The sequence below is a fragment of the Vibrio sp. M250220 genome (genome assembly GCF_036533795.1).
Taxonomy (GTDB): Bacteria; Pseudomonadota; Gammaproteobacteria; order Enterobacterales; family Vibrionaceae; genus Vibrio.
Genome location: NZ_JATABI010000016.1, coordinates 1 through 14,576 on the forward strand (window position 1 = coordinate 1; position 14,576 = coordinate 14,576).

The window sequence follows — 14,576 nt, forward strand, 5'->3', positions numbered from 1 at the left end:
CCGAGATATCTTGGAGAATTCTGCTTTAGATTCAATCATCGCTTTAACCTTGAGGACATGACCCTTGCACTTTTAAGGGCATCGGTATGCGCACCACCTATGCCAGAAAAGCTTCTCAAGCTAGCTGAGAGTCGGTGGTAATCAGGAAACAAAAAGAAGCACTTAAATAACTAAGCGCCTCTTCGCGATACAAAAAATGGCCTCATAAAGAGGCCATTTTTATTGCTTATCCATTGGTGACTGTGAGTAATCCAACCGCTCTTGTGGTGGTTCTGCATCTGGTTGTTCGGTGAGGTTCGTTTCGTCAACTTGCTCGACACTCTCTGCATCAAATGTGGCTGTAACGGGTGGTGAACCTTGTTCACTGATAGGAATCGAACGCTTATACAGTTTGTTAAGAGCCTTGATGACAGAGTGCTTGTTCACTTTGTTATCACGAATCTTCTTAATCATCGGCTTGGCAAGGCTCTGCAGCCCGACGACAGTATCCACACCAATATTAAGTGCCACTTGATCACGCAGTACACGCGCCGAGTCGTGGCCTAATTGACCCGCAAGAAACAGCCAAATATAGGCAATCGCATTTCCATTGGGACGTTGATCCATCCATGTCTCGCCAGCCTTATACATGGCTTCCAAGTGACCTTTTTCTGCCGCGCGTTCCAACCAATAAACGCCTAAATTGAAGTTACTTGCAACACCGTAACCTCGTATGTAGTTCATTCCCAACTTCATACGGCCTTCATTGCTTTTCAATTCAGCCGCTCGACGATAGTAGCCCGTTGAACGAGATCGACTCTTTTGTGGGTTACTTTCAGCAAGGCACCAATCACCGAGAAACAGCATGGAACCAATATGGTTTTGCTGTGCAGCGGATTCCAATATGTCTACCGCTTTTGGTCGATTCTCTTCGGTACCTCGCCCATAAAACAGCGACTGAGCCATTTCATATTTATGCTCTAAGCTACCTTCACTCGCGGCGATACAAATTTGCCAAAATTTAGACTGCTCACGAAGAATCACGTCTTGCTTCATTTTATTGCTTATGCGCACAACGCCGTACATGCCTGTTACGCTGTCCAGTTTCGCGGCTTTGGTGTACCAGTAGATCGCTTCTTTCGTCCGAGTCCGCTCAGCCTCTTTCGCCAAATAAAGAATCGTAGGGATATGTCCTCCCTCAGCCCTCATTATTCGCTCTTCGTGTTCCTGCTTTCGATGCTTATCCATCGCTTTACGATGAGCAACTTCCCGTTCTCTACGCTCTTGTTCTAAGCGTTTCTTGCGGATGGACAAGGCGAGCATCCACATAAACATGCCTAGCAACAAAAGCCCGGTCGCACCAATCGCGATCCCTATAATATTCATTTAGTCTTCTTTGTTGTCTTTATATTTCTAATAAACACTGTATCGGCAGTGAGCTCAATTATTTGAACTTTACCATCATACCTGAATAACTAAATACTCGCATAAGTTACCTTGGCGTAAAGCATTTCATTTGCATCACAACGTGATACGTGTCGCTATTAACCCAGTTGATACTACCTTAGTTTTAGCCTTGAAATTTTCATTCGTTGAACCTCTTTTTTGGTGTTTTTTTATACTAAGCAAACGAATACAAGCTAAGATCTCTACACCTAAACTGACCAATTCGAGAAAAATTGACCAAAAACAATAGCAGAAGGTAGAAACTTATTTTATAATGCGAATTAATGTTTCAGGGCATCATAAATTCCAATATTAGGGGCACAAAATGAGACTTATCCCGTTAAACAAAGCAGCACAAGTCGGTAAGTGGGCAGCAGCACACATCGTGAAACGCATCAACGATTTCAAACCAACAGCTGAGCGTCCATTCGTATTAGGCCTACCAACTGGTGGCACTCCTCTTGCGACATATAAAGCACTTATCGAACTTTACAACGCTGGTGAAGTAAGCTTTAAGCACGTTGTTACATTTAATATGGATGAGTACATTGGTATCCCTGCCGATCACCCAGAGTCTTACCGCTCTTTCATGTACAACAACTTCTTTAACCACATCGATATCCAAGACGAAAACATCAACCTGCTTGATGGCAACGCTGCGGATAACGAAGCAGAGTGCAAGCGCTACGAAGACAAGATCAAGTCTTACGGCCGTATCAACCTATTCATGGGTGGCGTGGGTAACGATGGTCACATTGCCTTTAACGAACCTGCATCTTCTCTCTCTTCACGCACACGTATAAAAACGCTAACTGAAGATACCCGTATTGCAAACTCGCGCTTCTTTGATGGCGATATCAACCAAGTACCTAAGTACGCACTTACTATCGGCGTAGGTACACTGCTAGATTCAGAAGAGATCATGATTCTTGTTACTGGCCACAACAAAGCACTAGCACTTGAAGCAGCAGTTGAAGGTTGTGTTAACCACCTATGGACAGTATCTGCTCTACAGCTACACCCTAAATCGGTGATTGTTTGTGACGAGCCAGCAACTCAAGAACTAAAAGTGAAAACAGTGAAATACTTCACTGAACTAGAAGCTGAAAACATTAAAGGTTTCTAACGCATTTTTCATGCTGTGACTAACACAAAAAATCCGAGCATAGCTCGGATTTTTTATTAGTGTTGATTAGCTCTCGGGAAACTCACCTTTCGCACCTAGATCGGCACTTGCGGTCCAATGCTCATTTGGGTCAAAGGTTTCATCACACAAGTCTATCGAATTGCCCGTTTTGCTTCTGGGGTTGTTTAGCGGAGAAAAAGCCGTGACAACACTTTTACAGCCAGTCCTCGATACTTCAATATGATCACATTACGCGGTAACCATGTTGGCGTAGAGAGTACGGTTTTCGCCTTGGAGAAAGTCCTGAAGCCTTCCTCCCCATGATATTGGCCAATACCTGACTCACCAATGCCACCAAAGGGGGCATCATCAGCCGCAACATGAAGTAGCGTATCGTTAATTGCCACTCCACCGCTATGTGTCTGCTCGATAACTTGCTGTTGAAGCACCTTATCGTTAGACATCAGATAGAGAGCGAGGGGGCGAGGTTTTGCATTGATAAAGGCAAAGACTTCGCTTAAATGGCGATAACCGATCACAGGCAGTATGGGACCAAAAATTTCCTCCTGCATCACCAGCATCTCTGGTGTCACACCGGTGACCAATTGAGGCAACATCTGATGCTTCTCTAACTCAACACCATCAATCGAGTGTACGGATGCCCCTAAATTTTTTGCATCTTGAACATAGCTTTGTAAACGTAACCATTGCGTCTCATTGATGATTTGTGTTGCCGAATCCAATCGACCTTTGCGGACATAGAGCTGAGAATATCTCTCCAGATAGCACTCGATAAACGAGAGTTCTTTCCCTTGAGGCACCATTACATAGTCTGGAGCGACACAGATTTGCCCAGCGTTAATCGATTTGCCTAAAATGACAGCATCGACCGCTTTACTCATATCTGCATCATCGGCAATTATTGCGGGAGATTTTCCTCCCAGTTCTAATGTCACCGGTGTCAAATTACGAGCGGCTGAAGCTGCAACCAATTTACCGACCTTGGTTGAGCCAGTAAAAATAAGGTAATCAAACGGCAGAGACGAAAAATACTGAGCAATATCAGCGCCACCTTCTACTGGTCGAACGTATTCACCAAACTGAGCAAAAATCTCACTTAATACTTGATTGGTATGCGGCGTGTGTTCACTTAGCTTAACTAACACTCGGTTACCTGCCGCCAAAGCAGTGATAATTGGTGCAATACTTAGCACGATAGGAAAATTCCACGGCACTATTACACCAACAACACCAAGAGGCTGGTATTCGACACGCACTTTTGAAGGCATTAGCAGCAAGCCTGAATGACGTTTACTTGGTTTAAGCCATTTTTTAAGATACCGAATCGTATAGTTAATGTGTCCAACTGCAGGTAACAGGTCACAAATTAACGAATCAAAATCACTGCGATAGCCATAATCTTGATGTAAGGCATCAACCAGAGCTCGCTTGTTGTTGAGTAACTCTGACTTGATACTCTTTAGAATGTCCAGCCTTTGCTCAAGTTCTGGATAAGGGTTGGTAGAGTAATGCGCTTGAACTTCCGCAAACAGGTGCTGCAGTTCCTGCTCCGTTTTGACATGTTCCTTATGCCAACGATTAAGGTCTACGACTTTTTCCATATTAGTAGCCAACAGGTATTATCATGATTTCTGGCTTAATATTAGTCAGTTTTGACCATAATGTCCCGTACTGAAGCACTTTTTTGCCTTATCAACATTGAGTCATTGGTGAGAAAACAAGCAGCATCACGGAACTCTTCGTGGGGGTCAGGAGCATGTTCATCGTAATGCTGCTTAAACTTAACTAACTACCACTCATTAGAGCGAGTAGCGATAACAGCGCAAGTCTCTCTATCGTCCTTGAGCAACGGTTCAATCGCTGCTGATAAAACGCCAATAGAGGTCCAGCCTCTGATTCATGGTTCATAGATATCCCTCTCGGTTGACCCATTAAGTTTGCTGCTTAATAGGGAAAACAAAAAGAGCTTATATTTAGTTTATTTTTTCCTATTAATACTCAAGAACAGCAAATAAAATCAAATATCTGTGGATTACAGACTAAATAGGGAACAAAATAACCATACAAATTGCTTGTTATCTTGTTTGAGAGCCACTTGTGTCCGATCTGAACCTACTTCGCTACTACCAGCGCCTGACGCCCCTTGGCGTCGGCGTCGAAATCAAAACCGCTTTGCCTGCGATAGCAGAGGCTCTATACACCAGTCCTAGGCATGCACGAAATCTCCTGAATAATATGCAGCAGCTAACTTGGTTAACTTGGGCACCTAAAGTTGGTCGAAATCAACGTTCGACATTGATTCTTAATCTCTCAGTAGACGAACTCAAAAATCAGTTGGCGATAAAAAGAATATTGGCAGGAAAATATGAGAAGGCTCTGGCAATACTAGATGACGATCAAACCGCCTTCGGTCGACTGCTACAAAGCACCTCTGGAGCATCGTTTCGTCAAGGGCAGTTACATATCCAGCTCACCTATAAACGTCCATTTGAACGATTGGTTCCTCATCAGTTACAACGCTCAAGTGAACGTTACTTATTGCGACAAATATACTGTTGTTTAGTCGCGAGTACCGCTGACGGGGTACTAGAACCGCAACTGGCTCATCACTGGCAATACAACGAGCAGACACTGGAATGGTCTTTTTATCTCAGACCTAGCCTCACTTTCCACAACGGAACGCCGATTGATGGAAAAACCGTCGTTGAGCTGTTTAATAAACTCAGACAACTTGAAGACTACCGTAGCGAGTTGAGCCATTTAGAGAGTGTGTCCTGTGCTGGAAACAACAAAATCGTGTTTAAGCTGACCACTCCAGATCAGGGATTCGGTGGTTTAGTTTCCGGTGTAAAATACTCTATCCAACCGAGCGAACAGGTCAATAACGCTACCAATAAAATGATTATCGGTTCCGGCCCTTTTGAAGTGATCGAACACTCTGATACTCGTCTAAGTTTACAAGCATTCGAGCGCTACTACGCATGCCGTGCACTTACAGATAATGTCACGATATGGCATCTGGATGAGAGCGAACTGTCCAATAAACAGATACAAACCAATCAGCCCGGAGCGCAATCTGATCAGCATTGTAACTACTACGTATCCCATGCAGTGAGCCAAACCGTAGAAAGGGATGTAAAACAGAGCCGTACAGAAGACGGATGCATGTTTATTCTCTTCAACCAATGTGCTGATACAGTGCTTAACGATAGCCAGCGTCGCTTCCTTTCTAGCTATCTAACGCCAGATAAAGTGCACGACTATCTCAAGCAAAGCGAGCGTTTATTCGGCTGCGAAATCGCACATAACTTACTGCCTATGTGGCACAAAATCACTCGCCCAGCGACGGCTGAAGTGGCTTTACCAGATAAGCTCACCATCGCTATCTATGATTACAGCTCATTGAAAAATTGTGCCTTGGCCATTCAACACTTACTCAAACTGAAAGGGATTGAGGTCACTATTAACACCTATAGTTACCGCCAACTAACGGCACTTTCTACGTCAGGTCAACTTTCTGAATCCATCATAGTGACCAACATTAACCTTGACGACAACCGACATGCGTCAGCCTTTAACAGCTTGTACCATAACCCCATTATTCAGCGTTGCATTGGAGAACAATCAAAACGTTGGTTAGTCGAAAGCCTGAACGAACTTCGTTGTCAAACGGCGTTAGATGAGTACCTAAACGCACTCGAACCTATCGCATCAGCCCTCATCAACCAATACTGGCTATCACCGCTCTTCCACCATCGCCAAACATTACGTTTTCAGGGGGTTTTGAAAGATGTGGCGCTAACAAACTGGGGCTGGCCAGATATAAAAAATGTTTGGTCCGCAGACTAATCTGAAAACGCCGGATCACAACACAAAAGAATCTCTGCCGATTGACTAAAATCACTTGTCTAGTAGACAAACTGATGTAAGTTAACGGTTCTGTCTTGCCTAAGAGCACACACTACAAACCTTAATTATGCAAAAGCCAAACATTAGATTTGTTGCCGCCGATATGGATGGCACACTCCTTGATGAAAATAGCCAACTAAACCCAAAATTTTACGATATATACCAACAGCTTGAAGATAAAGAGATCATCTTTGCCGCAGCATCAGGCCGTCAGTATTACAGCCTGATAGAAACCTTCGCTCCAATCAAAGATCGTATGATGTTCATCGCTGAAAACGGCACTTTGGTCATGCATCAAGGTCAGGAGCTTTACAGCTGTGAGATAGACAAACCATCTATAGCCGCCATCATTAAGCAAGCTCGAGCTATTTCAGGAGCGCACATCGTGCTGTGTGGGAAGCAATCGGCCTATATTGAAACCAACGATCCCCGCGCACTAGAAGAGTTCGCAAAATACTATCACCGCTGCCAGTATGTTCCCGATCTGCTGCTTGTTGATGACGACTTTATCAAAGTGGCAATTTGTCATTTCGACGGAACGGAAGAGTTGGTATTTCCAACCTTCGACCAAGCATTCGGCAACAGCCACCAAGTCGTTGTCAGTGCAAAAATCTGGCTGGATGTGATGAATGCACAAGCATCGAAAGGGGCTGCGATTGAACACTTACAGCAAACCCTAGGCTTTACTCACCAGCAAACCATGAGTTTTGGTGATTACCTCAATGACCTAGAGATGCTAGAAGCCAGCTACCATTCTTACGCAATGGACAACGCGCATCCTAGAATCAAGCAAATTGCCCGCTTTGCTGCACCATCTAACCGTGAGGCTGGTGTATTAACGGTTATACAACGTGAGCTGCTTGACTAAGCGAGTCTTGGTAAAGCTCCAGTGGTAAGCCATCCGGATCGTTGAAGAAGGTAAACGATTTACCAGTAAATTCATCTATCCGGATCGGTTCACATTCAACACCCTGTGCCGCTAGGTAATCGACGTAACCCTCTACCGACTCAACCCGAAACGCCAAATGTCTGAGTCCCTGAGCTTCTGGTCTCGAAGGCCTTGACGGTGGATTTGGAAATGAAAATAACTCAATTTGACTACCGTCTGGCAAAGCAAGATCAAGCTTATAAGAGTTTCGTTCTGCGCGATAGTTTTCCGCAATCACGGCCAATTTGAGTACATCGACATAAAACTGTTTAGATCTTTGGTAATCAGAGCAGATGATGGCGACATGGTGTATACCTTTTAATTGCAATGTAGGCATCCTTATTTGTATCTAAACCTTCAGTCAGTCACGAGTGAACCATCTGGATTGAATTGCCAGCAGTCACCGTAAGCGACTTACATAGTGCACTTTTCTAGTGCTATTGCAATCTCACAAGAGCCGTTTCAGAACGCACTGAAATCGCGTGCGCGTTAACCCTTTGCCGATTGTTCGTCAAGCAGGTCAACAGGTAACTTTTATTTACCGCAATAAAGTGCAGGATATTGATAAAATGGTAAACTTTAAGTCTAATTGTCTTTTTAGTGAGCTGTATAAGTTTTAATGAAGCATCTTTGGTCTCTTTTAACCATTCTATTCGCTATCGGCAGTGTTGCTCACGCACAAGCGGCTTGTAACATAGAGTCAGAGCATGATTTTCTCCATTCGAATATCTCCGTTAAGGAGCGTTCGATGCTGACATTTTACTATTCCTCCTTGTGTCAGCCGGGGCTCGTTGATCTCAAAGATATTTCCTTGCCTGATAACGCTTCGCCTCAGGCCCAAGCGTTGTACTACTTTGGCCTGCATAATCTAAGTAGATACGAAGGCATCGCCGTGCCTAATGGTCCGGATATGTTAGCGCTTGGTATCGAATCAAAGATTGAATGGATTAGCGCAGAAGCCAAGCTAATCACAGCCATCAAACTGATTGACTCCGATTTACTTATTGAGGGTGAATCGCTGCTTCATGAAATTGTCCCTGTAGCGGCAGATATCGGCTATAAACGCCTACTTGCGCGAACTTATCGCTGGCTGGGCAACGTTAATGTGCAGCAATCGGATGTAAAAGCGAGCTTAAAGTACTACAAAATGGCGTTCGAGTTGATCACAGAAATTGGTGACAATTTCCAGACAACGATGACGCTTAACAATATCGCTACCGTCTATATGATGGCGGGCCAGTGGCACAAAGCGCATAACTACCTTAAACGGGCACTCGATCTCTACAAAATCAACCATTACGACAACAGTTTGTTTGAAGCGATTCTTTACGCCAATTCGAGCACGACTTACTTCGCGCTCGGTGAACATTCCAAAGCGACAACCTATATGGAAATGGCGCTTACCGACGCCGATCAGACGGGCTCAAGTCGCATAAAACTATCTACTCTTGCTGATATTTCCATGCAGTATGCAAAGGTTGGTCAGACGACCGAAGCCTTAGACATGGCGCAGCGTTGTGTCGATGTATCTCAAGAATCCGGCAACACTGACCACATGTTAGCTAACTGCTATGAAGCGTTTGCGACTGCATTTTTGGCCGAGAAGAACTACTCTCAAGCCATCCACTATGCACAAAAGGTACTGGATATACTGAGTGACTCAGAAAGCGATGAAGTCGTGTGGGAGATGGACATTCTAGGTAAGCTCGTTCAAGCATACGAAGCTCAGGGGGACTACCAACAAGCGCTCAATTATATGAAGCGCGAATCCTTGGTGCGACAAATTTTCTATCGTGAGACCTACAGCGAAGAGATATTGAGTGAAAAAAGTGCGCTAGAACGCCAACTCAATAGCCGTGAAGTGGAACTGTTAGAAGCACAGAATGAATTGCAAGACATCACGTTAAAAGAGCAACGTGCGCGAGAGATCCTTTACCTTACTCTGTTTGGCATTTTGGCTTACTTTTCTCTACGTGGCATCCTTCGTCTCAGAAAAGCAAACGCAGTGCTAAAGAGCCAGAATACCACCGACTCTCTCACTGGCGCTTTCAACCGACGTTTTCTTGATGAGTGGCTTGAACAACAGTCAGCACTGAAAAGCAAAACTCAATATCTCGTCAGCATTATCGATATCGACCATTTCAAAAACTTCAATGATCAATTCGGTCATGAGGTTGGGGACTCGGTATTGCGCGAAACGGTGCGCGTGTTACAGGCTAAACTCAGAAAAGACGACTTACTGGTTCGCTGGGGAGGAGAAGAGTTTATCCTCATCATGCCACTAGAGAGTACCAATATGGTCAATGATACTTTAGAGCGCCTGAGAACAACCATCGAACAACACGAGTTTCTGTACCAGCAACACACGTTTAAAGTGACAATCTCTTTGGGCGCGTCTATTAGCGATGCAGAAAACATCCAGTCTGACTGGGAATCGATCTTCGCCAAAGCTGACTCGGCGCTCTATCGCGCTAAAAATGGTGGACGCAACCAATACTCCATCGACCCTGAATATACATCGGTTGGATAACGCATTGTTTGCAGACAAAAAAATCACCTTCGCCACCGCCAACTTGTTCAACTTTGTTGAGCCCCCGAACGCATTTTATGATTTTGAAAACATCTATGAGCACCAAGCGTGGCGTGAGAAAAAACGCTGGACGCAGCATCAGTTAACTCAACTCAATGCTGACATAGTCGGGCTACAAGAAATATTTAGTATCGCTGCGGCGCAACAGATGATGGAACAGCTCGGCTACTCCTATTTTGCGACGGTGGAAACCCCTACAGTGGAACAAGACTATATCTATTCCAAACCCGTTGTCGCTATTGCGTCAAAATACCCCATCACTCAGGTTAATCCAGTCAGTCCTATCAGCGAAATTGCATTGGATTATCAGACCCAGATTCCGAGTTTTAGCCGTCAGCCGGTTCAAACCATTATCCACGTGCCGGAGATTGGAGACATCGCAGTCTACGTCTGCCATCTAAAATCGCAGCGTGCGACGGAAAGCCGCTCTCCTGAACGAGATCTGCCCTTAGTCGGTCGCTGGCTTTCCAGTCAGCAGCGAGGTTGGGAAGCGCTGATGCTTCGCCTGTTTATGCAACGCGAGTATCAGCACAGCCCTCGACCAACGGTGTTGTTAGGTGACTTTAATCAAGCCATATCCAGTGATATTACTGGGCTGCTCACAGAGCAAGTTGAGCAACCAGACAGCGCTCTGACACTTGAAGATAGCTGGCAACTGTTCAACTTAACCCGTCCCAATGCAGAACGAAAAGCCACGCACTACCACTTTGCCAACGGCAATGTACTCGACTACATTCTTTTGTCACAGGAGTTTCAACCTCACAGTCCCTACTCTCTTGCAGACGTAACGGACTATTTGGTCCTAGACAAGCATCTAACCAACCCACACTTCGAGCTTGATAAGCAGGCCAGCGATCACGCCTTTGTCGCCACAACGGTCAGGTTTATCCTTTAGCCCCCCTCTCCTACGAGCGTATATCGCTGCGTAACACCGCTCTCATTAACAAAATCATCATCGTGACTAACCAGAATGAAAGCGCCCTGATAGCTTCGTAACGCCTCAGCCAGCAACTGTTTTGAGTCTAAATCGAGATGGTTATCTGGTTCATCAAGTAACAGTATTGGCGATAGAGGCTGGTGACTGGCGATCAACATGGCCAATTTCATCTTTTCACCACCACTGAGCAAACTGGCCTGTCGATAGACAGTGTCACGACGGAAACCAATACCTGCCAGTAAGGTTCGTGCATCACTTTCAATTATCCCAGAGCAATACTCCATTAGGTTGTCCAATATCGAGTGTGATTCGTTGATCAAACCAAAATGCTGATCCAAATAACAGACCGGATGATTGATCTTTAACTCCCCCGACTCTAGACAAATATCGCCCCGCAGGACCTTCAGCAAGGTCGATTTGCCACTGCCATTGCCACCACAAAGATGCAGTCGACTATTCCCTTCAAGGATCAGATTGATCGTCTCTCGGCTGCCGAAAGGCAGTATGCCACTGACAATATTGAGTCGCTTTGCTCGGCTAGCTTCGCCTTGTTCAAGATAGATCTTTTGCGGCGTTATTTGCTCATAACGACCGCTCAGAGCATGATGTTTCTGTGCCAGCATCGTCCTCCGGTTGTTGTCATTTTTTAACCGATTGGACAGTGATGCCGTCGCGCTGTCTTTCATACCGTCCAATATCAGTTTTGACTGACTGCCCGACTTACGTAATTTATTGCCTTGCGCCTCTCTTTGCTGGGCTTTTTCATGGTTTCTCTGAGCCTGAACTTCGAGCTTTTTCTGCTCTCCTCGTACCGCTTCAATCTGACGTTCAAGCGCGTTACGCTCTCGTTGTTTCTGCTCAGAATAGACATCATAATTGCCACCATACTGAACCAACCCCAACTGGCTCAGTTCCCAAATTTGATCCATCTGGCGCAATAATTGTCTGTCATGACTAATGAGCAAAATATGCCCCGAAAATTGTGCCATTTTCTCAATCAGCCAAGCCTTGGCTTCTCCATCAAGATGGTTCGACGGCTCATCCAGCACCAAAAGATCAACCTCGCTATTAAACAGTCGCCACAATTGGAGTCGTGCCAACTGTCCACCACTGAGCTTACTACAAGGAAAATTCACCTCGCGTGGCAACCCCAACTCCGCCAGTTGCTGACTTAGTCTCTGCTTAATCGTCCAGTCATCAGCGAGCATTTCAAACCACTTGTCATCACAATCGCCCTTTTCAATATGTTGTAAGGCTATGATTTTATCTGTGACCCCTAAATAGTCTGCTACGGTTGTTGAGTTCATAAGCCATTGCGACGGCTGTTGACTATAAGTATCGTGTGTCGCATTAATCACAACACTCCCTGATGTTGGCCGATGTTTTTTGGTCAACATACCCGCTAGGAGTGACTTACCCACCCCATTTCGACCGACCAGACCAACCCTTTTATCGGACAATGAACATGAAATGTCACTAAAAAGACGATCACCGTTGTCAAACTGGTAACTGATTTTATTTGCTTGTATTACTGGCATACTTTGCCTCCTGAGCAACAGGATTAGGCGTAGCAAAGTTTGGATAGATCGATCCCGATATGCTAAGGAACCTTATATTCAATTGTGTTTAGAGAAGTATGCTTGAGAATAAGCAGTGACGAGCTACGCCGACTAACCCTGTGAAATCCGAAAATAATGTAAACAGTGGATAACAGGTGTTAGTTATTCATATTGGCGTAATCTCCTAAAGAAATGATGGCGCGATTATAGAACACTTTTTGCTCACTGAGCAACCACAAGCGTGCACAGTTGCACAGCAGACTAAGGCTAGGCCGCTGTGCATTGGGCGAGCACCGTTAACTGGGTCGCCGTTACTTTCAATCGAGTTGCTTGATAGAAATGCGATTTTTAAACTCAAAGACCTTCTCCGCGCAAACATCGATGCAACGGCCACAACTGATACAGTTTTGATCCATCACTCGGCGATCCCCTTCTTTTAATGGCTGACGTAATACATCTGGTTCAGGGCAAACGTAATAACAATCCATACACTTGGTACACTGTTCTCGCTTGACCGCCACGACACGCAATAAGCTTTTTCGGCCAATCGAGCCATAAGTTGCACCAAGCGGGCAAAGATGACCACACCAACCATGTTCAACTAACAGAAGATCGAGTACGAAAACCAAGCCAATCAAGACCCAACCCGCACCAAAACCGAACACCAGACCACGATGCAAAGCGGCGACAGGGTCAATCCAGGCCCAAAGTACGCTGCCCGAAAGTGCACTGCCAATAAGTAATACTGGGATCAACCAGTAACGAATGGTCGATGACCAGCGAAAGCTGGATTTAAGATTCAGCTTACGGCGCAAAAAAGCGGCGAAGTCGGTCACTATGTTCAAAGGGCAGACCCAGCCACAAAATGCACGTGGACTCAAAGCCGCATAAAAAGCGACCACAACCAAAACGCCGATTAAGGCGGTTGCCTCAGGTAAATGACCGGCAGCTATCGTCTGCATCATGATGAGTGGATCACTCATTGGCACCACGTCAAATAAAATGCTGGATGACAGGTTTCCTTTGAGCACTCCTAGAGTAGACCCCGCCATAAACAGAGCCACAATAAGCAGTTGGCAACATCGACGCAGAATTAAAAAGCGGTGAGCTTGCCACCAGCCAAGTTTTCGTACAGCTTCTTTACCGGCGTTCTTTGCTAGGTTCTTAGCCATTACAACTTACCCCCCAAGGTTTCGAGGGCTTCGTTTGGCACCTCGGGCGCACTGTTTTCAAGTGTTTTGTTGATCTCTTCCCATCCCAATTGGTAGTGAGCTCCCATCTTGCCTTTTGCCAGTTCAGTGGGAATGATCTTGATTGCAGCAATCTCAGTGACGCAAGCTTCTTCGCATTTTCCGCAGCCTGTACATTTGTCTGAATGAACGGTTGGAATCAACTTGGCATGATAACCGGTTCGTTCATTGCGCACGTGTTCAAGCGTTATCGCCTCATCAACAAGCGGGCAAACTCGATAGCAGACATCACAACGTAAACCTTGCCAGTTGAGGCAACTTTCGTGGTCAATGATTACCGCGGTACCCATTCTTGCATCATCGATGTTGGTCAAATTAGGATCGAGGGCACCCGTCGGACAAACCGGCACACAAGGAATGTCTTCACACATCTCACATGGAATGCTACGAGCGGTAAAATAGGGTGTTCCTGACTCTACAGGAGATAACAGAGTGGCCAGTTTCAATGTCTCATAAGGGCAAGCCTGAACACACAATCCACAGCGAACACACGCTTTTTCAAACTCACCCTTTGGCAAAGCACCTGGCGGACGAATCGGAACACCTGTGCCATCTCTTGCCTGACTTTGCATTGACTGCAACCCCAATACACTTGCCGCAGCCCCAACACCGGCTGCTGTCCGAACAGCATCACGCAAAAACCGACGTCGGCTCTCTGATGTTTTTGATTTAAACCCACTCATGATTCACTTCCTCACACCAGCGGTTTAGCTAGGCTCAACACTCTTCGTAACCATAGCAATCCTGAAGATAATAGCTGCATTTTCAACACAGTTCGTAGGGTTATATATAACCCTAAAGGGGTGTATCAAACATCTATTGATAAGAATC

Annotated in this window: 12 protein-coding genes and 1 pseudogene; 6 read left to right on the top strand and 7 right to left on the bottom strand. The window is 45.4% G+C overall.

From position 1 onward, the window contains the following. Positions 1 to 141, top strand: a pseudogene (locus QTN94_RS07940) (IS1595 family transposase); the annotation flags it as partial. A 78-nt stretch (positions 142 to 219) separates the two neighbouring features. On the opposite strand, the gene QTN94_RS07945 reads toward QTN94_RS07940, so the two are convergent. Further along, the gene (locus QTN94_RS07945; RefSeq protein ID WP_331427380.1) at positions 220 to 1,365 is read right to left on the bottom strand and encodes a tetratricopeptide repeat protein; all 1,146 of its coding nucleotides are present in this window, start codon (positions 1,363 to 1,365) and stop codon (positions 220 to 222) included. 385 nt (positions 1,366 to 1,750) lie between these two features. Here QTN94_RS07945 and nagB point away from each other — a divergent pair, with 385 nt between their 5' ends. Further along, positions 1,751 to 2,551, top strand: coding sequence for a glucosamine-6-phosphate deaminase (nagB, locus tag QTN94_RS07950; RefSeq protein ID WP_269375152.1), 801 nt, complete (start codon positions 1,751 to 1,753; stop codon positions 2,549 to 2,551). A gap of 185 nt (positions 2,552 to 2,736) precedes the next feature. Here nagB and QTN94_RS07955 read toward each other — a convergent pair whose 3' ends face one another. Then, a complete protein-coding gene (locus QTN94_RS07955) occupies positions 2,737 to 4,173 on the bottom strand; it encodes a coniferyl aldehyde dehydrogenase (RefSeq protein ID WP_331427381.1) in 1,437 nt (478 codons plus the stop codon). Positions 4,174 to 4,357: 184 nt separating this feature from the next. Continuing rightward, entirely contained in the window at positions 4,358 to 4,480 is a 123-nt protein-coding gene (locus QTN94_RS07960) for a hypothetical protein (protein WP_331427382.1), read from the bottom strand. A 189-nt stretch (positions 4,481 to 4,669) separates the two neighbouring features. On the opposite strand from QTN94_RS07960, the gene QTN94_RS07965 reads away from it, so the two are divergent. Together QTN94_RS07965 and QTN94_RS07970 are read left to right on the top strand one after the other, a co-directional pair. Further along, entirely contained in the window at positions 4,670 to 6,421 is a 1,752-nt protein-coding gene (locus QTN94_RS07965; protein ID WP_331427383.1) for an SgrR family transcriptional regulator, read from the top strand. 127 nt (positions 6,422 to 6,548) lie between these two features. Continuing rightward, positions 6,549 to 7,349, top strand: coding sequence for a Cof-type HAD-IIB family hydrolase (locus QTN94_RS07970; protein ID WP_331417192.1), 801 nt, complete (start codon positions 6,549 to 6,551; stop codon positions 7,347 to 7,349). Here the strand turns inward: QTN94_RS07970 and gloA2 are convergent. After that, positions 7,324 to 7,737: an SMU1112c/YaeR family gloxylase I-like metalloprotein gene (gloA2, locus tag QTN94_RS07975; RefSeq protein ID WP_138970856.1), complete on the bottom strand. Its 414-nt coding sequence runs from the start codon at positions 7,735 to 7,737 to the stop codon at positions 7,324 to 7,326. The two genes, QTN94_RS07970 and gloA2, sit on opposite strands and share 26 nt — an antisense overlap. Positions 7,738 to 8,028: 291 nt before the next feature. On the opposite strand from gloA2, the gene QTN94_RS07980 reads away from it, so the two are divergent. Both QTN94_RS07980 and QTN94_RS07985 read left to right on the top strand, forming a co-directional pair. Beyond that, positions 8,029 to 9,939, top strand: coding sequence for a tetratricopeptide repeat-containing diguanylate cyclase (locus QTN94_RS07980; RefSeq protein WP_138970855.1), 1,911 nt, complete (start codon positions 8,029 to 8,031; stop codon positions 9,937 to 9,939). A 4-nt stretch (positions 9,940 to 9,943) separates the two neighbouring features. After that, on the top strand, positions 9,944 to 10,894 hold the full coding sequence (locus QTN94_RS07985; RefSeq protein WP_331427384.1) for an endonuclease/exonuclease/phosphatase family protein: 951 nt from the start codon (positions 9,944 to 9,946) through the stop codon (positions 10,892 to 10,894). Here QTN94_RS07985 and QTN94_RS07990 read toward each other — a convergent pair. The 3 genes from QTN94_RS07990 to napG form a co-directional block, all read right to left on the bottom strand. Continuing rightward, the gene (locus tag QTN94_RS07990) at positions 10,891 to 12,474 is read right to left on the bottom strand and encodes an ATP-binding cassette domain-containing protein (RefSeq protein WP_331427385.1); all 1,584 of its coding nucleotides are present in this window, start codon (positions 12,472 to 12,474) and stop codon (positions 10,891 to 10,893) included. The genes QTN94_RS07985 and QTN94_RS07990 overlap by 4 nt on opposite strands. A gap of 338 nt (positions 12,475 to 12,812) precedes the next feature. After that, the gene (gene napH / locus QTN94_RS07995; protein ID WP_331417194.1) at positions 12,813 to 13,667 is read right to left on the bottom strand and encodes a quinol dehydrogenase ferredoxin subunit NapH; all 855 of its coding nucleotides are present in this window, start codon (positions 13,665 to 13,667) and stop codon (positions 12,813 to 12,815) included. Continuing rightward, the gene (napG, locus tag QTN94_RS08000) at positions 13,667 to 14,428 is read right to left on the bottom strand and encodes a ferredoxin-type protein NapG (protein WP_331427386.1); all 762 of its coding nucleotides are present in this window, start codon (positions 14,426 to 14,428) and stop codon (positions 13,667 to 13,669) included. Before napG ends, napH begins: the two co-directional genes overlap by 1 nt. Positions 14,429 to 14,576 lie beyond the last annotated feature (148 nt).

What these genes read in the sequence shown, in the direction of transcription:
- QTN94_RS07945 (WP_331427380.1), bottom strand. Translation starts at nt 1,365, where the DNA reads ATGAATATTATAGGGATCGCGATTGGTGCGACCGGGCTTTTGTTGCTA.
- nagB (WP_269375152.1), top strand. Translation starts at nt 1,751, where the DNA reads ATGAGACTTATCCCGTTAAACAAAGCAGCACAAGTCGGTAAGTGGGCA.
- QTN94_RS07955 (WP_331427381.1), bottom strand. Translation starts at nt 4,173, where the DNA reads ATGGAAAAAGTCGTAGACCTTAATCGTTGGCATAAGGAACATGTCAAA.
- QTN94_RS07960 (WP_331427382.1), bottom strand. Translation starts at nt 4,480, where the DNA reads ATGAACCATGAATCAGAGGCTGGACCTCTATTGGCGTTTTATCAGCAG.
- QTN94_RS07970 (WP_331417192.1), top strand. Translation starts at nt 6,549, where the DNA reads ATGCAAAAGCCAAACATTAGATTTGTTGCCGCCGATATGGATGGCACA.
- QTN94_RS07980 (WP_138970855.1), top strand. Translation starts at nt 8,029, where the DNA reads ATGAAGCATCTTTGGTCTCTTTTAACCATTCTATTCGCTATCGGCAGT.
- QTN94_RS07990 (WP_331427385.1), bottom strand. Translation starts at nt 12,474, where the DNA reads ATGCCAGTAATACAAGCAAATAAAATCAGTTACCAGTTTGACAACGGT.
- napH (WP_331417194.1), bottom strand. Translation starts at nt 13,667, where the DNA reads ATGGCTAAGAACCTAGCAAAGAACGCCGGTAAAGAAGCTGTACGAAAA.
- napG (WP_331427386.1), bottom strand. Translation starts at nt 14,428, where the DNA reads ATGAGTGGGTTTAAATCAAAAACATCAGAGAGCCGACGTCGGTTTTTG.